Raw genomic sequence first — 17,399 nt, forward strand, 5'->3', positions numbered from 1 at the left:
TAGACCGTCGGCCCCTTCGGGCCACTGTTACCGGATGATCACATAAACCCATGCCGGTCACGTCGTTATCTTTTCGTTATCTCTTGCGCCAGATCCGATCACATTGCGATCACAATCTGAACAACCATGAGCGTGCACCGAGCAGATTCCTCCTCCGCCCGTCGTCGTCGGAGCGGCCCCGCGCACTCCGCCGGGCCCGGGCGGAGAAGACCGCTGTGGGGAGGGCTCGCCGCGCTGGCCCTCCTGGGCGCGGCCGGTTTCGCGGCCGTGGGATGGACGTCCGCGGGGGCGGGCGGCACGTCGGCCGAGGGCCGATCGACCACGTCCGCCGAGCCCGGCGCGTCCGGCGAGTCCGGCGAGTCCGGCGGGGCGGCGGGATCCGGTTCGGCGCCCCCGCGGACGGCGACGCCGAGCTCAACGGCCTCGCCCCGCACCTCCGCCGGCCCGTCGGGCGGTTCGTCGGCGGGTTCGTCCGACGGTTCCGGCGGTAAGTCCGCGGGGACGTCCGAGGGCAACATCCCGGCCTCGGGACCGGGCACGTTCACGACCGCGTCCGGTTCGAGTGCCAAGGTCGGCAAGGGCACCGCCCTGCGCTACCGGGTGGACGTCGAGGACGGCATCGAGCTGTCCGCCACGGACGTGGCCCGGCAGGTGGAGCTGATCCTGGCCGACCGGCGCGGCTGGACGGCGGACGGTCGATCGGCGTTCCGGCGGGTCTCCGTCGGTGCCGTCGACTTCGTCGTACGGGTCGCGACGCCCCTCACCGTGGACAAGATCTGCGGTCAGTACGGGCTGGACACCGGCGGCGAGGTCAACTGCAACGTCGACGACAACGTCATGGTGAACCTCAAACGCTGGCTGCTGGCCACCCCCGTCTACGCCAAGGACGTCACCGCCTACCGCGCGCTGATCATCAATCACGAGGTCGGCCACTTCCTCCATCACAACCACGTCGGCTGCCCCGGTCCCGGCCGACCGGCCCCGGCGATGATGCAGCAGATCAAGGGCATGAACGGCTGTGTCCCCAACGTCTGGCCGTACGACGAGCAGGGACGGCTCATCACCGGTCCGTCCGTCCCCTGAACCGGCCGGCGGTGGTGCGCGCTGTACGCCGTCAAGTCACCATGCGCATGCTCCGATCTGTGCGAATGCGACACTGACCGTCGGATGGCCGGATCCCGGCGCCGTGCGGTGGGGCCGGGCGGGGCAACGCGCATAACGACACGGAGGCGGGCGATGGACGAGGCACGGGCGCGGGACGTACTGGCCGCGGCGGGGGCCCTGCCCGGCCCGGCGGCGGATGCGCGGCTGCTCGCCCTGGGCGAGAACGCGGTGTTCGCGGCCGGTGACCTGGTGGTGAAGGTGGGCCGGGACGCCGAACTCCTCGACCGGGCCCGGCGCGAGCTGGACGTCGCTGCCTGGCTCGCGGAGGCGGGCGTGCCCGCGGTGCGGGCGGCCGAGCCGAAGCCGCTGCTGGTGGAGGGGCACCCGGTGACCGTGTGGCAGCGGCTGCCCGATCCGATACGGCCTGCCGAGCCGCGGGATCTGGCCGAACTCCTGCGCCTCGTGCACGCCCTGCCCGTCCCCTCCTTCGGTCTGCCCCCGCGCGACCTGCTGTCGGGAGTGGAACGCTGGCTGCGGCTCGCGGGCGACGCGATCGACCCGGCGGACGCGGCGTTTCTGCGTGAGCGCCGCGACGGCTTCACCGCGGCCGCCGCCGCGCTCACCCCGCAGCTGCCGCCCGGCCCGATCCACGGCGACGCGCTGCCCCGCAATGTGCACATAGGCCCCGAAGGGCCGGTCCTGGTCGACCTGGAGACCGTCTCCGCCGATCTGCGCGAGCACGACCTGGTGGTCATGGCGCTCTCGCGTGACCGCTACGGCCTGCCCGCCGAGGCGTACGACTCCTTCACCGCGGCGTACGGCTGGGACGTGCGGGAGTGGGCAGGCTGCGCGGTCCTGCGGGGCGCCCGTGAGACCGCGAGCTGCGCCTGGGTCGCCCAGCACGCGCCCACCAGTGCGCCTGCGCTGGTGGAGTTCCGGCGCCGGGTGGCGTCGCTGCGGGACGGGGACGAGGAGGTGCGGTGGTATCCGTTCTGATCCGGCTGCTGCGGGCATGGCGGGCCGAGGCCCGGCTGGAGAGAGACGCCGGCGTATCCCCCGGGCGGTGAAGCCGACGGGCGCGACGCCCCGGCCGATGACGACGAGCGGGTGAATGCGGGCAGAGAGCGAGGTGCTCGCGGCGACGGTGGCGAGCTTCGTCAGGCCTGGTTCCTCAAGGGCGGGGTGGACGGGCGCCGTTCCGCATCCTCCTCACCCACAAGGACGTCACACGGTCTCTCCCGCGACCTCTCGTACGGGCCAGGCCCCGTCGATCACCGCGTCCGCCTCTCCCTTGCGGCGCAGGAAGTTCTGGAAGTCCGCCGCCCACTCGGCGTACCACTCGATCTGGCGGCGGTGCAGCTCCGCCGGGCCGAGGGCCGCGACCTTGGGGTGGCGGGCGGCTATCGCGCAGGCCAGTCGCGCCGCGGCGAGGGCGTCGGCGGAGGCGTCGTGGGCGGAGTCGAGCGGGACGCCGTATTCGGCGCAGACCGCTTCGAGGTTGCGCTTGCCGCGCCGGTAGCGGTCGACCGAGCGGTCGATGGTGTACGGGTCGACGACCGGCGCCGGATCCACGCCGCCCAGACGCTCGCGCAGCGACGGCAGGCCGTGGCGGCGCAGTTCGGCGGAGAGGAGGGTGAGATCGAAGGCGGCGTTGTAGGCGACGACCGGGACGCCGGTGCGCCAGTACCCCACGAGGACCTCGGCGATCGCGTCCGCGACCCGGTCGGCGGGGGCGCCCTCGGCGGCCGCCCGCTCGTTGCTGATCCCGTGCACCGCCACCGCGTCCGCCGGGATCTGGACGCCCGGGTCCGCCAGCCACTCGCGGTGCCCCAGGACCTGCCCGTCCCTGACCTCGATCACGGCTGCCGTGACGATGCGCGCCTCGCGCGGGTCCGTCCCGGTCGTCTCCAGGTCGAAGCCGATCAGCAGCTCCCGGTACCAGGCCATGATGGCCCCCCTTCTTGGCGGTGCTTCCCCCAGTGGTCTCCACCCTCGCATGCGCCACTGACAATCAGAGGACCGCGTTCCGCTTACCGGCGGGCGCAAAGGGATCATTCAGGACACGGGTCGTGAATCCGCCCAGGCCAGCTCGAACTCCTCGCGATAGGCCGGGAAAAGACCGCTTTCGTCCACCTCGCCCGACTTGACCACCCGGTTGCCTCCTCGCAGCACCAGCACCGGCGCCTCCATGCCGCGCATGCGCCGCAGATAGGACTGGATCACCGCGATGCCGTCGGTGCCGTCACCGTCGACGAGGTAGGCGGTGAAGCGGGGCGTCTCGTCGTAGACCTGGATCTGGAAGGCGCCGGGATCGCGCAGCCGGGCGCGCACCCGGCGCATGTGCAGGATGTTCATCTCCACCGCCCGGCTCAACTCGCCCCGCTTCATGCCGAGTTCACGCTCACGGCGCTTGACGGCGCTGGAGGCGGGGTTGAGGAACAGCAGCCGGACACGGGCCCCGGCCTCGGCGAGGCGGACCAGCCGTCGGCCGGAGAAGTTCTGCACGAGCAGATTGAGGCCGATGCCGATGGCGTCGAGGCGGCGGGCGCCGTCGAAGATGTCCTCGGCGGGAAACTGGCGCAGCAGCCGCACCCGGTCGGTGTGGACGGCGACCACGTCCGCGTACCGGTCGCCGACGAGGTCCTCGACGGCGTCGACGGGCAGCCGGCGCGCCGAGGGGACGTCGCCGCCGGTGCCGAGCATCTCCAGCAGGCGTGCGGAGGCCCGTTCGGCCTGGTTCAGGACGGCCTCGGACAGGGCCCGGTTGCGGGAGACGACGTTGCGGGTCACCTCCAGCTCGTCCAGGGCGAGTTCGACGTCGCGGCGGTCGTCGAAGTATGGCTCGAAGCAGGGCCAGTGCTGCACCATCAACTCGCGCAGCTGCGGCAGTGTGAGGAAGGAGATCACGTTGTCGTCGGCCGGGTCGAGCAGATAGCCCTTGCGGCGGCTGACCTCGCGGACGGCGACCGCCCGCTGCACCCACTCCTGTCCGGCGGGTCCGGCCGCGGCGACCACCCACTCGTCGCCGTGGACGGGCTCATAGATGGGCCGCAGCACGGCGGCCACCACGGCGCGCAGCCGCTGTTCCACGAGGTTCAGCCAGATGTAGGCCCGGCCGGCCCGCTGGGCGCGGGTGCGTACCTCCCGCCAGGCGTCGGCGTCCCAGTCCAGCTCCGGTCCGATGGCGTTCGTCTCCATCGGCCGGGCCAGGGACACCGTGCCGGGCGGGACGTCTGCGGAGCCCCCCTCGTGACCCTCGTCACCAGGGGGCAGCTCCAGCCCTCCCGAGCCCACCCAAGCACCGCCTTCCGCTCCCCCGAGCACTCCCCGTCCCAACGATCAAGGAAGGGTACTCCGGGAGCGGCGGGCGGTGCAGCCGGATGGGCAGGTCGTTTCTCAACTACCGCTGTTCGTCTGTCCGTTCTCCCCCGCGAGGGCGGGCGGAGTGAGCGGATTCATAGCGGTGACGTCCCGGGGGACGAGGGAGAAGCCCTGCCAGTGGACCGGCATGGGCTGCTGGTCCTCGTCCCGGGCGATGTGGTGGAAGCCCACGTTCACCCAGGCCACGGGGTGGGTGAGGGTCTGCCCGTTCACCCACTTGTCGACGGATGTGCCGTGCAGCGGACTGCCGCAGCTGCGCACGTTGTTGCTGGCGTACTGCTCGCACTTGTTGTACTGCGTGAAGTAGATGTCGTGCTGGGTGAAGGGGCGCCCGCCGTACTTCGTGGTGGCGCCGGGGACGAACTCGTAGGAGCGCGCGTGGCCGTCCTTGTTCTTGCCGGTGGCGCTGACCACCCGCCACCAGCGCATGTTCTTGGCGTCGCCCGCGAGTTCCTTGGTGACGGGCGTGCGGGTGGTCTTGGCGGTCGGGCCCTGCTCTCCGCCGGCGGGCGGGCTGACCACCGAGTCGTACTGCTCCACCTTGGTGTTCGAGGAGCCGTCGAGGCCGAAGTCGAGCCGCCAGAAGACGTTGTGGCTGTGGCTGGTGGCGTAGGACTTGGCGCCCTTGCCTATGGGCCAGCCGCGGCCGTCGCCGGCGTCGTAGTCGAAGGGCGAGAGGCTGCCGGTGGCGCCGACGTTCATGTTGATCGCGCCGTCGTCGGAGAAGCGCCACTCGGTGATGTACTCGTACCAGCCGACCTTGTTGACGGTGTAGATCAGCAGGTCCTTGCCCTGGGTCTGGAAGACCTTGTTGCCGTCGGCCTGCATGCGGTAGGCGTGACCCCGCGCGCGGGTCGTGGTGCACAGGCCCTTGACGTTGGGGTTCTCGGACGTGAACGGGTCGGGGACCTTCACCGACTTGATGGTGCCGCCGGGGCACTCGGCGGGCGCCAGGTTGACCAGGCCCGAGCCGAAGTTGTAGTCGGTGATGTCGTTGTACTCGTTCTTGCCGTCGTCGTACGGCACATGGATCTGGGCGAGCTTGGCGCTGTTGAGGACTCTGATCGGCTTGGTCTCGCCGGGCGGCTGGTAGGAGACCTTCTCCAGGACGAGACCGGACTTGGCCTCGAAGCGCCAGCACATGCGCCAGGTCGTGCCCGTGGAGAGCTTCTGTTCGATGCGGTAGGCAGCGCTGCAGTCGGCGGCCGGCGCGGGGGCCGCCTTGGGCCGGGCGACGGCCGGACCGGCGCCCGCGGTCACACCGGCGGCCAGCGCGGCCACGGAGACCCCGAGGACCGCCCCTTTGCGGGCGCGGCTCATTCCCCGCGGCCGGACGTCGCTTTTCAGATACGGAACGCGCATGACGACATGACTCCCTTTGCGTCCCTCTACGGGAGGCAAGTTGGAAAAACGGACTGAGGGGAGGACGTGCGAGACGGTTCAGCCGGCGAGCCGGGCGACCTTGCGGGCGCTGAGGTCGATGACCAGGGACCGGGCGTCGATCCATGGACCGTTCTTGGCCTTCGGCAGCAGCCGTACGCAGCGGTGCTCGCCGCACTTGTCGAGGACGGCGGGCTCGGCGCCCGGCACCGCCCGGTACACCATGGCGGCGAGCTGCAGCTGGTCCGGGGAGGTGAGCTGCTTGCCGGTGGCGTCCTTGAAGTCGGCCTTGAGGCCCGCGCCCAGCGGGTCGGCGATCAGCAGCCTGGCCGCCTCGGTCTGCTCGGCGGCGCTGAGCGGCGGCTGGACGCCGTGCTCGGTGCCGGTGGCCTCGACCTTTCCGGTGTCGAGGTTGACGGTCTTGGTGACGAGCGAGTCGGTCCCGTAGTCGTAGAACGACACCTCCGCGCGGCGGGGCGCGTCGGGGTCGTCCACCTCGTCGGCCTCGGGCTCGGCGAGGTCCACGCCGAGGCGCTGCGGACCGCGGTCGCCGTCCACGTCCTTCCCGGCGGTGAGCATCTGCCGGTTGAGCGCGATCTTCTCGACGCGCTTGATCTCGTCGTCGGTCAGCGGGTCGCGGCCCTGGCCCTTCGCGCCCTCGGCCGGCGCGTCCTCGACGACGCCGGGCTGCACGGCCGCCGCGGCGTCACCCTGTTGCTGCCCGGCCGCCTGCCCGGTGCTCCGGCCGGCCTTGCCGCCTGACGTGTCGTCCGCCCCCGCCGTCCCCGGCAGCGTGATCCCCACCATCACGGCCGTCGCGGCCACCGCGATGGCCGTACCTGCCACCACCTTGCCCAGGTGGCGGCGCACTGTCGTGCGCACAATCTCCCCCTGCTCCCCCTGTTGACGGGAGTACGTGTCTTCCCCCACTGGTTCGGCATACGACGAACTGCGAGGTACTGCGAGGTACCGCGAGGTACCACTGCAGATGTCGTCGTATGCGCTGGTCGCATGGTAAGAGGGACGTAAGTCACTGGTGGTTCCCTCACTTTCCGGGAGACTCGACGCCAAGGCGCCCCCGACGGGGCGGCACACCTGGAAGAGTCGTGTCCATGCAGGTCTGGCCTGGAGAGGCGTATCCCCTCGGTGCCACGTACGACGGCGCCGGCACGAACTTCGCGGTCTTCACGGAGGCCGCGGACCGAGTAGAGCTGTGTCTGCTGCACGACGACGGCTCGGAGACGGCGGTGGAACTGCGGGAGAGCGACGCGTTCGTGCGGCACGCGTACGTGCCGGGCATCATGCCGGGGCAGCGCTACGGCTTCCGGATGCACGGCCCGTACGATCCCGCGCGCGGGCTGCGCTGCAACTCGGCGAAGCTGCTCCTCGACCCGTACGCGAAGGCGATCAGCGGTGCGGTCCGGTGGGGCGAGGAGGTGTACGGCTACCACTTCGACGCCCCCGAGCGGCGCAACGACCTCGACTCGGCGCCGCACACGATGACGTCGGTCGTGGTCAACCCCTACTTCGACTGGGGCGATGATCGCAGGCCACGCACCGAATACCACCACACGGTGATCTACGAGGCCCATGTGAAGGGCCTGACGATGCGCCACCCGGGGCTGCCGGAGGAGCTGCGCGGCACCTACGCGGCCCTGGCGCACCCGGCGCTCATCGAGCATCTGACGGAGCTCGGGGTGACAGCCCTGGAGCTGATGCCGGTGCACCAGTTCGTCAACGACCACCGGCTGGTCGACATGGGCCTGAACAACTACTGGGGCTACAACACGATCGGCTTCTTCGCCCCGCACAACGCCTACGCCTCCTGGGGCGACCGCGGTCAGCAGGTGCTGGAGTTCAAGTCGGCGGTGCGGGCGCTGCACGAGGCGGGCATCGAGGTCATCCTCGACGTGGTCTACAACCACACCGCAGAGGGCAACCACCTGGGCCCGACGCTGTCCTTCCGAGGGATCGACAACCAGTCGTACTACCGGCTGACGGACGACCCCCGCTACTACATGGACACCACGGGCACCGGCAACTCCCTGCTCATGCGATCCCCGCACGTCCTACAGATGATCATGGACTCGTTGCGGTACTGGGTCCTGGAGATGCATGTCGACGGGTTCCGGTTCGACCTCGCGGCGACGCTGGCCCGTCAGTTCCACGAGGTGGACCGGCTGTCGTCGTTCTTCGACCTGGTCCAGCAGGACCCGGTGGTGTCCCAGGTGAAGCTGATCGCGGAGCCCTGGGACGTCGGCGAGGGCGGCTACCAGGTCGGGAACTTCCCGCCGCTGTGGACCGAGTGGAACGGCAAGTACCGCGACACCGTGCGGGATGTGTGGCGGGGGGAGTCGCGCGCGGTCGGCGAGTTCGCCTCCCGGCTGACCGGCTCCTCCGACCTCTACCAGGACGACGGCCGCCGGCCGCTGGCCTCCATCAACTTCGTGACCTGCCACGACGGGTTCACCCTGCACGACCTGGTCTCCTACGACACCAAGCACAACCAGGCCAACGGGGAGGACAACCGGGACGGCGAGAGCCACAACCGGTCGTGGAACTGCGGCGCGGAGGGCGAGAGCGACGACCCGGAGGTGCTGCGGCTGCGGGCGCGGCAGATGCGCAATTTCGTCGCCACGCTGATGCTGTCCCAGGGCGTGCCCATGATCAGCCATGGGGATGAGTTCGGCCGCACCCAGAAGGGCAACAACAACGCCTACTGCCAGGACAGCGAGCTGTCCTGGGTCGAGTGGCCCGAGGCCGACGAAGGCGGAGCGGGGGAAGCCGGAGCAGGGGGAACCGGAGCGGACCTGCTGGAGTTCACGCGCGCGTTGGTGTGGCTGCGCAAGGAGCACCCCGTCTTCCGGCGGCGCCGCTTCTTCCACGGCCGGCCCGTGGAGGGCACCCACGACGAGCTGTCGGACATCGCCTGGTTCACGCCCGAGGGGACGGAGATGACACCGCGGGACTGGGACCGGGCGCAGGCGTCCGCTCTGTCGGTGTTCCTCAACGGCAACGCGATCTCCGAGCCGGGCGCGCGCGGCGAACGGATCACCGACGACTCCTTCCTGCTGATGTTCAACGCCTCGGCCAAACCACTGGAGTTCGTGGTTCCGGTCGACCACGGCCGTCAGTGGCAGGTCGTCGTGGACACGGCGAACCCGGAGGCGGTGGCGCAGGGTGCGGGCACGAAGGTGCAGGCCGGGGCACGGCTGACACTGGTCGACCGCAGCATGACGGTGCTGCAACGGCCCACCCGGCCCCTGTGAGGGGCTCTGAAGGGCTCTGAGGAGGGATCTGAAGAGGGGTGACCCGACTCGCCCGGAGGGGGTGTGACAGGAAACGCGGCGGGGCGGGTACGTAGGTGGTCATGACCCCTGAGCGACGTGCCGCCCCTGTTCCCGTGCCGCCCACGGCGACCTACCGGCTGCAGCTGCAGCCCGCGTTCCCGTTCCGGGCCGCCGCGGCGGCCGTGCCGTACCTGGCCTCGCTCGGCGTCTCACATCTGCATCTGTCCCCCGTCCTGGAGGCCGTGCCCGGATCCCCGCACGGCTACGACGTCGTCGACCCCACGCGCGTGCGTACGGAACTGGGCGGCGAGGAGGGGCTGCGGGAGCTGGCGCGCACCGCGCGCGAGCACGGGCTCGGCCTGGTGGTGGACATCGTGCCCAACCACATGGCGATGGCCCCGCGCCACAACCGCGCCCTGTGGGAGGTGCTGCGCGAGGGGCCGGGCTCGCCGTACGCGCGCTGGTTCGACATCGACTGGGAGGCGCAGGGCGGCCAGGTGCTGCTGCCGGTGCTGGGCGGTCCGGTGGGGGCGGAGCTGGCGCACCTGCGGGTGGACGGCGACGTCCTGCGCTACCACGACCACGTCTTCCCGCTGCGCGAGGGCACCGCGGACCTGCCGCTGCCGCGGCTGCTGGACGCCCAGTGGTACCGGCCGGCGTGGTGGCGGCTGGCCCGCACCGAACTGAACTACCGGCGCTTCTTCAGCATCTCGGAGCTCATCGGGGTGCGGGTGGAGGATCCGGAGGTGTTCGAGGCCACCCACGGCACGATCCTGCGGCTGCTGCACGAGGGCGTGGTGGACGGGCTGCGCGTCGACCACCCCGACGGCCTCGCCGACCCCGACGGCTACCTGGAGCGGCTGCACGGGGCGAGCCGCGGCCGCTGGACGGTCGTCGAGAAGATCCTGGCCGACGGGGAGCGGCTGCCGGACTCCTGGCCGGTCGCCGGCACCACCGGCTACGACGCCCTGCGCCGCGTCGACGGCCTCTTCACCGACCCCGCGGGCGCCGGGGAGCTCCTGGGCCACTACCGGCGCTTCGCGGCCCCGCAGACGGACCGGGGCGGCGACTGGGCGGCGACGGTGCGGCGGGCGGCGTACGGGGTGCTCGGCCACGAGTTGGCGGCCGAGACGGAGCGGCTGACCCGGGCGGCGTCCCGGGTGTGCGCCACGTCGGCCGACCCCGCGCTGCGGGACCGGGCGCCCTGGGCCCTGCGCACGGCCCTGGAGGAACTGCTCGTCCGTCTGGAGGTGTACCGGCCGTACGCCTCGGGCGACCCGGCGGCTGTCGTCACCGAGGAGGCCGCCGAAGCGGCCCGGCAGGCGTTCGTGGTGCCGCAGGAGGCGGGCGCTGTCGACGTGGTGCGGGGCCTGGTGCTGGGCGGGGAGGGGCCGTCGGGGGCGGAGTTCCGGGCGCGGTTCGCGCAGACGTCGTCCGCGCTGCGGGCCAAGTCGGTGGAGGACACGGCGTTCTACCGGTATGTGCCGCTGCTGTCGGCGAACGAGGTGGGCGGCGACCCGGGTGCCCCGGGTGTGTCCCCGGCCGGCTTCCACACGTACTGCGCGCGCGTGCAGCGCGACTGGCCGGCCACCGGGACGGTCGTGTCGACGCACGACACCAAGCGCAGCGCCGACGTGCGCGCCGCGCTCGCCGTGCTCACCGAGTGCCCGCAGCGCTGGGCGGACGTCCTGGAGCAGGCCATGCGCACGCGGGAGGACGCGACGGACGGCGCGGCGGACGGCCCGGCGGACGCCATGGCGGACGCGCAGCTGGCGTGGGCGGCCTGGCAGACGGTCTTCGGGCTCGGCCCGGCGGCCCCGGAGCGCGTCCAGGAGGCACTGCTGAAGCATGTGCGCGAGGCGGGGCTGTACACGAGCTGGACGGAGCAGGAGCCGCCGTACGAGGAGGCGGTGGCCGCGTTCGTGGCGGCGGGGCCGTGCGGGGCGCCGGGCGAGGGGGTGGCCGCGCTGCGCGCCGCCCTGGAGCCGTACGTCCGGGCGAACGTGCTCGGCACGGCGCTGGTGCATCTGACGATGCCGGGGGTGCCGGACCTCTACCAGGGCACGGAGAGCGAGTACCGGGCGCTGGTGGACCCGGACAACCGGCGCCCGGTGCGGTTCCCTCCGGCGGATCCCGGCGTCAAGGACGCGGTCACGGCGGCCGCGCTGCGGCTGCGCCGACGGCGGCCGGACGCCTTCGGGGAGAGGGCGACCTACGAGCCGCTGCCGGCCGAGGGAGCGGCCGCGGAGCACTGTCTGGCGTTCGCGCGCTCCGGCCGGGTCGTCACGGCCGTGACGCGGCTGTCGCTGCGGCTGGCGGGGACGGGGGGCTGGCGCGAGACCCGGCTGACGCTGCCGCCGGGGCGATGGGTCGACGTCCTGGCCGAGGAACGGGAGCCCGCCCGCGCGTTCACGGGGCACGCGCGCGTGGCGGACCTCTTCGAGCGGCTGCCGGTGGCGCTGCTGGAGCGGGCGGACTGAGCGGGTACGCGCATCCGAGCGCCCCCCGGAGCCTCCCGAAGGCTCCCGAAGGCTCCCCCCGGGCGTCCTTGACAGTTCACAGAGACCGTGGGGTACTGCGGATGCGAAGGCCGGGCGGACGAATACGGGGGTGAGTCTCCTGCCGGAGCTGCGCTACCCCACGGTGACCGAACTGACCACTTTTGCCCGGATGTTGGCCACACACCAGCCCGGTATGTGCGCGCTGCGGCAGGTGGGGGTCTCCCGGGCGGGCCGGCCACTGCACCTGTTGTCCGTGGGACATGCCCGGCGGGCCGTGCTCGTCGTGGCGGGCGCCCACGCCAACGAGCCGACCGGGGGTTCGACGCTGCTGGCGCTCGCCGAACGGGTGCTGTACGAGCGGGAGTTGCGGGACGGGACGTCGTGGCACTTTCTGCTCTGCGCGGACCCCGACGGGGCGAGTCTGCATGTGACCCCGGCGCCGCGCAGTCTGCTGGAGTACCACCTCGGCTTCTTCCGGCCCGCCGGTCCGGAACAGCCGGAGTGGTCCCCCGCCGTGCTGCCGCCGGACCGGCTGCCGCCCGAGACGCGCGCGTTGACCCAGGTCATCGACGAGGTGCGGCCCTATCTCCAGGTGACCCTGCACGGCACCGATCTGGGCGGCAGCTGGGTGCAGTTGACGAAGGACATCCCCGGACTCGCCGAGCCCTTCGCCAAGTCCGCGGCCCAACTGCACATCCCGGTGGAGACGGGCGCCTCCGACGCGGCGGGCTGGCCGGCGTCGGGGCCCGGGGTGCATGTGATGCCGGCCGCCGGGGCGGACGCGGCGTACCCGAGCATGCCGGACGACGCACGGCACAGCACCTGGTACCACGCCCACCGCTACGGCGGTCTGACCGCGGTGGTGGAGGTGCCGATGTGGGCGAGCGACATGGTGGACGACCCCGCCCCGCATCCCGCCCCGGCCGCGGCGATCCGGCGGTTGGCGCGGCGGCTGCTGCGGGACACGACGGAGGTCGAGCGGGTCCTCGTAGAGGCGCTGCCGCGGCTCGAGGGCGTCGACGGGCCTCTGCTGCGGGCGGCCAGATGGTCGCTGGAGCTGGTGCCGGGGCTGGCCGCGGACTGGACTGACACCCCGCCCGCGGCCACGACGATGGCGTACGTCGGCAGCGTCGACGCCTTCGCCCGCCGGCTGCCGTTGCGGGCGGCGGCGATGCTGTGGCGGGTGTTGCAGGAGAGCGACGACTGTGCGGCCCCGCGCCTGCAGCAGCTCGTTCAGCTGTGGAGCGACGCCTTCGCCGACCGCTTCCGGGCCCGCTGGGTGCCGTTGGAGCACCAGGTCGAGCACCAGTCCCGCACGGTCGTCGCGGCGGCCCTGCACGCCCGGGAGCGGGCGGCGTAGGGCCGCCCGCGCCCGTCCGGGTCAGACCTCGGGGGTCTGGTCGTCGTCCAGGGCGAACACCGCTCCCGTCATGGCCTCCCGTTCGCAGTCGTTGCCGAAGGTGTGCCGGTAGTCGACCGGGCGTCCGTTCCACCGCCCCTGCGCGCGGACGGTCACCGGGGCGTACATGAGCGTGCAGACGCGGCTGCTGTCCCCGGCGACGGCGTTCATGTCCCCGCCGGCCCGGGCCAGGACGTCGCAGGCCTCGGCGGCGCGGGAGTGGCCCTGCGGCGGGTCGCACAGCAGCAGGGTGCCGCGGGTGTCGCTGGAGCGGGAGTCGCCCCGGGTGACGGTGAGCTCGAGCCAGTTGCCCGGCAGGGAGTCGGCGGCGTCGCGGGAGGCCGCCAGGGCGGGGGCGGCGCCGACGGCGAGGAGGAGGGCGGCCGCGGCCGGCAGGGCGCGTCGGACGGCTTTCGCTGGACAGAGATCGTTGAGGAAGTGCGTCATTCCCGGTGCATCGGCACGGCGGGACGGCTACCCCAGTCCGACTCACCCGAACGGCCAGGGGCGGGTTCGGCGGCGCGCCGGCCGGCCAGCTCGAACGCGGCGAGCACGACCCGCGCCTGGTACTCCGCCTGGCGGGCGACGGGGATCCAGCGCGCCCCGCAGTCCTCCTGGTAGCCGGCGCACCAGGCGTCGATGAGCCGGTCCAGCTCGGGCAGCACGCCCGAGGGGTCGCGGCCGGCGCCGCGGACGAGCTGGTGCAGCAGGCCCGCCGTCCGCACGGCGATCCGGCGGCCGGCGATGCGCAGCGCGGTCAGATGGCCGGTGCTGAGCGGCGGGAGCGGGCGAGCGGGGTCGGCGGTGTCGGGGTCCCAGGCGTTCGCGAGGCCGGGGCAGACCAGGAGGTGGTCGTTCACCGGGGCGAGCAGCCGCGCCGTGTCCGGGGTGCCGGCGAGGTGGGGCCGCACGCGCGCGAGGATGCGTTCCAGCACCTGGACGTCGTGGCGCAGGGCGCCGCTCACGGCCCGCAGCACCGCGTCCCGGGCGGCGGGCGGCGAGCCGTCCTCGACGGCGGCGACGCCCCACATGGGGGCCTCGACGACCGCGGTGAGCGTGCCGTGCCGGTGCGGGTGGTACCAGGTCGACTCGACGGCGGCCTCGGTGATGGCGGCGGCCAGATCGCGCGGGCGCGGCGGCGGGATTTGGTAGACGGCGGGACCCAGCCGCGACCAGTACAGGGTGTCGTAGGGGCCGAGTTCTCGGGGGATGCCGAGGCGGGCGGCGGCGTGGGCGACCCGCTGGGCGAGTAAGGGCAGGTCACGGGTGAGTTCCACAAAGGCGCCGCCGATGTCGACGCCGTGCAGCGAGCACTGGAAGAAAGGTTTCAGCTCGTCCTGGAGGCGGAGCAGCGCACGGGTCTCCGGCAGTGTGGCGGCGGCCGCGCCGTCGGGCAGCCACTCGGGCTGTTCCAGGAAACCGGGCCGGAAGAAGTTCCGGAAGTATCGGCCGAGGCTGTAGGGGCCGGTCAGCCAGCCCTCGTTGCGGCGCAGACCGTCGGGGTCGAGGCAGAGCAGCAGGTTCCAGGTGGCGTCGGCGCCGACGGTGAGCCGCGGGTCGGCGAGGACGCGGTCGGCCAGCCGCAGCACGGTGGCGCCGCCGACCGGCTCGTTGGCGTGCGGTCCGGCGACGACGAGCGCCTGGCGGGCGCCCCGGCCGAGAGAGAGCAGCCACAGGGGCGTGCCCGCGCGGGAGACCCCGACGCGGCGCAGCCGGACGTCCCCGGGGCTGCGGACGGTGAGCGCGGCCGCGCGGGCCGCGAGTTCGTCCACGGTCGGGTAGCGGAGGAGGGGCGGCAGGGCACACCTCCACAGGGCGGTGCCGTCGGTTCACCTGGCGTGTCTGGAGTACGACAGTGGGTCATGGGTCGGGGGTACGTCAACACCGCGACGGGTGAGGGGACTTGAGCGGGTTCAACTCACCGAGAGACGGAACGCCATGCGCCCGAAGGCGACCTGGTCGCCCTCGCGGACCACGGCCGCGCCGATGACGCGGCGGCCGTTGACGGTCGTGCCGTTGGTCGAGCCGAGGTCGCGCAGCACCCACATGCCGCTCTGCCGGGAGAGTTCGGCGTGCACCCGCGAGACGCTGTCGTGGGTCAGCCTGAGGCCGCTCGCCGGGTCGCGGCCGATGCGCAGCGCGCGGTCGGTGCCCGGGTGCGGCAGCAACAGCTTGGGCAGCCGCTCGGCCTGCCAGGCCCGGCGCAGCCGGACCGTGAAGCCGGAGACCGCCTCGACGGCGCCGAAGACCACCCGGGAGAAGCGGCTCTCCGCGGGCAGATCGGCGGTGAGGACGGCGAGCTCGTCCGAGCGGCGGGCGGCGAGGGCCAGCTCCATGCGCCGGATGAACGTGTCGTGCGACAGACGCCCCAGGGCGACGCCGTCACGCAGCACCTTCAGCGCCCGGTCGCGCTCCGCGTCCGACAACCGCGCGGGGTACGTGTTGAACTCGAAAGACGACGTCACGTTGGTGATTGTCGGTCAGTGAACCCTGGGTGTCCAGAAAACGGGAAAGAGGGTGTCCGCGGAGCGCACGGCTCCCGGTTGGAGGACGATGGAGGCGCTACATCACGGTGAGCAGACGAAGGGGACGTCCGTGCAGTTCGAGGTGTGGGCACCGCAGGCCGACCGTGTGACGCTCCGGTGCGACGGCGCCACGCGCGCGTTGGAGCGCGATCCGGGGCGGGCGGGATGGTGGACCGGTGAGGCGCAGGCCGCGGACGGCACGCGATACGGCTTCGCGGTGGACGACGGCCCCGTGCGCCCCGACCCGCGCTCGCGCCGCCAGCCGGACGGCCCCGAGGGGCTGAGCGCGGTCGTCGACCACGGCCGCTACGCGTGGCGTACGCCGTGGTCGGGGCGCCCGCTGCCGGGCGCGGTCCTGTACGAGCTGCACGTGGGCACGTACACCCCCGCCGGCACCCTGGACGCGGCCGCCGAACGCCTGGAGCACCTCGCCGAACTCGGCGTCACCCACGTCGAGTTGATGCCCCTGTGCTCCTTCCCCGGCCGACACGGCTGGGGGTACGACGGGGTGTCGCCGTGGGCGGTGCACGAGCCGTACGGCGGTCCCGAGGCGCTGAAGCGGTTCGTCGACCGGGCCCACGAGCTCGGGCTGGGCGTCGTGCTGGACGTGGTGCACAACCATCTGGGCCCGTCCGGCAACCATCTGCCCGAGTTCGGCCCTTACTTCACCGACACGCACCACACGCCGTGGGGCACGGCCGTCAACCTGGACGCGCCCGGCTCGGACGAGGTGCGCGCCTATCTGCTGGGCAGCGCGCTGGCCTGGCTGCGCGACTACCGGCTCGACGGGCTGCGCCTGGACGCGGTGCACGCGCTCGCGGACACGCGCGCGTACCCCTTCCTGGAGGAGCTGGCCGCGGCCGTTGACGCCCTCCGGGCGGAGACGGGCCGGCCGCTGTTCCTGATCGCCGAGTCCGACCTCAACGACCCGCGGCTGATCACGCCGCGTCGGCAGGGCGGCGTCGGCCTGCACGCGCAGTGGAACGACGACTTCCACCACGCCCTGCACACCGCGCTCACCGGCGAGTCCCAGGGCTACTACGGCGACTTCGCGCGCGACCCGTTCGCCGCGCTCGCCAAGACCCTCACCGGCGGCTACTTCCACGACGGCACGTACTCCGGTTTCCGGGGCCGCCGGCACGGCCGGCCGCTGGACCGCTCCCGGGTGCCCGCGCACCGGCTCCTCGGGTACGCCCAGACCCACGACCAGGTCGGCAACCGCGCCCAGGGCGACCGCCTCTCGGCGTCCCTCTCCCCGGGCCTGCTGGCGTGCGCGGCCGCGCTGACGCTGACCGCCCCGTTCACGCCGATGCTGTTCATGGGCGAGGAGTGGGCGGCGGGCACCCCCTGGCAGTACTTCACCGACCACACCGACCCGGAGCTCGCCGAGGCCGTACGGCGGGGCAGGCGGCGGGAGTTCGCGGCGCACGGCTGGGCCGAGGAGGACGTGCCCGACCCGCAGGACCCGGCGACGCGCGAGCGCTCCTGCCTGGACTGGTCCGAGCCGCGGCGCGAACCGCACGCGCGCGTGCTGGCCTGGTACCGCGAGCTGATCGCGCTGCGGCACGCGCAGCCCGACCTCACCGATCCCGACCTGGCCGACACCAAGGTCGCCCATGACGCGCAGGCGCGCTGGCTGGCCTTCCGGCGCGGCGACGTCCGGGTGGCCGTCAACCTCGGCAAAGCGCCGGCCGCGATCCCCCTGGGCCCGCGCCCCGCCCGTGTCCTCGCCGCATGGGAGCCGGTGGCCGCCCCGGGTGCTGACGGCCTGTTGCATGTGCCCGGGGAGGCGTGCGTCGTCCTGGAGCAGGAGTGAGCG

The 17,399-nt window shown here is 72.8% G+C and carries 13 protein-coding genes; 6 read left to right on the forward strand and 7 right to left on the reverse strand.

Features of this window, described 5'->3' with window-relative positions:
• Window positions 1–126: 126 nt before the first annotated feature.
• Together B5557_RS10390 and B5557_RS10395 are read left to right on the forward strand one after the other, a co-directional pair.
• The gene (locus tag B5557_RS10390; protein ID WP_107472578.1) at window positions 127–1,083 is read left to right on the forward strand and encodes a DUF3152 domain-containing protein; all 957 of its coding nucleotides are present in this window, start codon (window positions 127–129) and stop codon (window positions 1,081–1,083) included.
• 153 nt (window positions 1,084–1,236) lie between these two features.
• On the forward strand, window positions 1,237–2,100 hold the full coding sequence (locus B5557_RS10395; RefSeq protein WP_079658849.1) for a phosphotransferase enzyme family protein: 864 nt from the start codon (window positions 1,237–1,239) through the stop codon (window positions 2,098–2,100).
• Between the two features lie 228 nt (window positions 2,101–2,328).
• Here the strand turns inward: B5557_RS10395 and B5557_RS10400 are convergent, their stop codons facing one another.
• From B5557_RS10400 to B5557_RS44470, 4 genes are all read right to left on the reverse strand, one after another.
• On the reverse strand, window positions 2,329–3,051 hold the full coding sequence (locus tag B5557_RS10400) for a 3'-5' exonuclease (RefSeq protein WP_079658850.1): 723 nt from the start codon (window positions 3,049–3,051) through the stop codon (window positions 2,329–2,331).
• A gap of 108 nt (window positions 3,052–3,159) precedes the next feature.
• Window positions 3,160–4,398 carry an SAV2148 family HEPN domain-containing protein gene (locus B5557_RS10405; protein WP_079658851.1) on the reverse strand — a complete coding sequence of 413 codons (1,239 nt, stop codon included), beginning with the start codon at window positions 4,396–4,398 and terminating at the stop codon, window positions 3,160–3,162.
• A gap of 102 nt (window positions 4,399–4,500) precedes the next feature.
• Window positions 4,501–5,847 carry a copper amine oxidase gene (locus B5557_RS10410; RefSeq protein WP_079658852.1) on the reverse strand — a complete coding sequence of 449 codons (1,347 nt, stop codon included), beginning with the start codon at window positions 5,845–5,847 and terminating at the stop codon, window positions 4,501–4,503.
• 78 nt (window positions 5,848–5,925) lie between these two features.
• A complete protein-coding gene (locus B5557_RS44470) occupies window positions 5,926–6,747 on the reverse strand; it encodes a Tat pathway signal sequence domain protein (protein WP_079658853.1) in 822 nt (273 codons plus the stop codon).
• Window positions 6,748–6,977: 230 nt separating this feature from the next.
• Here B5557_RS44470 and glgX point away from each other — a divergent pair, with 230 nt between their 5' ends.
• The 3 genes from glgX (at window position 6,978) to B5557_RS10435 (ending at window position 13,016) form a co-directional block, all read left to right on the forward strand.
• A complete protein-coding gene (gene glgX, locus B5557_RS10425) occupies window positions 6,978–9,134 on the forward strand; it encodes a glycogen debranching protein GlgX (RefSeq protein ID WP_079664697.1) in 2,157 nt (718 codons plus the stop codon).
• A gap of 101 nt (window positions 9,135–9,235) precedes the next feature.
• Window positions 9,236–11,635, forward strand: coding sequence for a malto-oligosyltrehalose synthase (gene treY, locus B5557_RS10430; RefSeq protein WP_079658854.1), 2,400 nt, complete (start codon window positions 9,236–9,238; stop codon window positions 11,633–11,635).
• Window positions 11,636–11,765: 130 nt separating this feature from the next.
• Entirely contained in the window at window positions 11,766–13,016 is a 1,251-nt protein-coding gene (locus B5557_RS10435; protein WP_079658855.1) for a M14 family zinc carboxypeptidase, read from the forward strand.
• A gap of 21 nt (window positions 13,017–13,037) precedes the next feature.
• Here B5557_RS10435 and B5557_RS10440 read toward each other — a convergent pair whose 3' ends face one another.
• The 3 genes from B5557_RS10440 to B5557_RS10450 all read right to left on the reverse strand — a co-directional run bounded on the left by B5557_RS10440 (window position 13,038) and on the right by B5557_RS10450 (window position 15,520).
• Window positions 13,038–13,502: an SSI family serine proteinase inhibitor gene (locus tag B5557_RS10440; protein WP_079658856.1), complete on the reverse strand. Its 465-nt coding sequence runs from the start codon at window positions 13,500–13,502 to the stop codon at window positions 13,038–13,040.
• Window positions 13,499–14,827, reverse strand: coding sequence for a M14 family zinc carboxypeptidase (locus B5557_RS10445; protein WP_443031343.1), 1,329 nt, complete (start codon window positions 14,825–14,827; stop codon window positions 13,499–13,501). The genes B5557_RS10440 and B5557_RS10445 overlap by 4 nt, the downstream gene beginning before the upstream one ends.
• A gap of 141 nt (window positions 14,828–14,968) precedes the next feature.
• The gene (locus tag B5557_RS10450) at window positions 14,969–15,520 is read right to left on the reverse strand and encodes a DUF1707 and FHA domain-containing protein (protein ID WP_079658858.1); all 552 of its coding nucleotides are present in this window, start codon (window positions 15,518–15,520) and stop codon (window positions 14,969–14,971) included.
• 130 nt (window positions 15,521–15,650) lie between these two features.
• On the opposite strand from B5557_RS10450, the gene treZ reads away from it, so the two are divergent.
• Window positions 15,651–17,396 carry a malto-oligosyltrehalose trehalohydrolase gene (gene treZ / locus B5557_RS10455; RefSeq protein ID WP_079664698.1) on the forward strand — a complete coding sequence of 582 codons (1,746 nt, stop codon included), beginning with the start codon at window positions 15,651–15,653 and terminating at the stop codon, window positions 17,394–17,396.
• Window positions 17,397–17,399: the final 3 nt, after the last annotated feature.

Origin of the sequence: Streptomyces sp. 3214.6 (genome assembly GCF_900129855.1) — a bacterium.
In the GTDB taxonomy this organism is placed as follows: domain Bacteria; phylum Actinomycetota; class Actinomycetes; order Streptomycetales; family Streptomycetaceae; genus Streptomyces; species Streptomyces soliscabiei.

Coding starts and splice junctions, on each gene's coding strand:
- B5557_RS10390 (WP_107472578.1), top strand. CDS start 127: ATGAGCGTGCACCGAGCAGATTCCTCCTCCGCCCGTCGTCGTCGGAGC.
- B5557_RS10395 (WP_079658849.1), top strand. CDS start 1,237: ATGGACGAGGCACGGGCGCGGGACGTACTGGCCGCGGCGGGGGCCCTG.
- B5557_RS10400 (WP_079658850.1), bottom strand. CDS start 3,051: ATGGCCTGGTACCGGGAGCTGCTGATCGGCTTCGACCTGGAGACGACC.
- B5557_RS10410 (WP_079658852.1), bottom strand. CDS start 5,847: ATGCGCGTTCCGTATCTGAAAAGCGACGTCCGGCCGCGGGGAATGAGC.
- glgX (WP_079664697.1), top strand. CDS start 6,978: ATGCAGGTCTGGCCTGGAGAGGCGTATCCCCTCGGTGCCACGTACGAC.
- treY (WP_079658854.1), top strand. CDS start 9,236: ATGACCCCTGAGCGACGTGCCGCCCCTGTTCCCGTGCCGCCCACGGCG.
- B5557_RS10440 (WP_079658856.1), bottom strand. CDS start 13,502: ATGACGCACTTCCTCAACGATCTCTGTCCAGCGAAAGCCGTCCGACGC.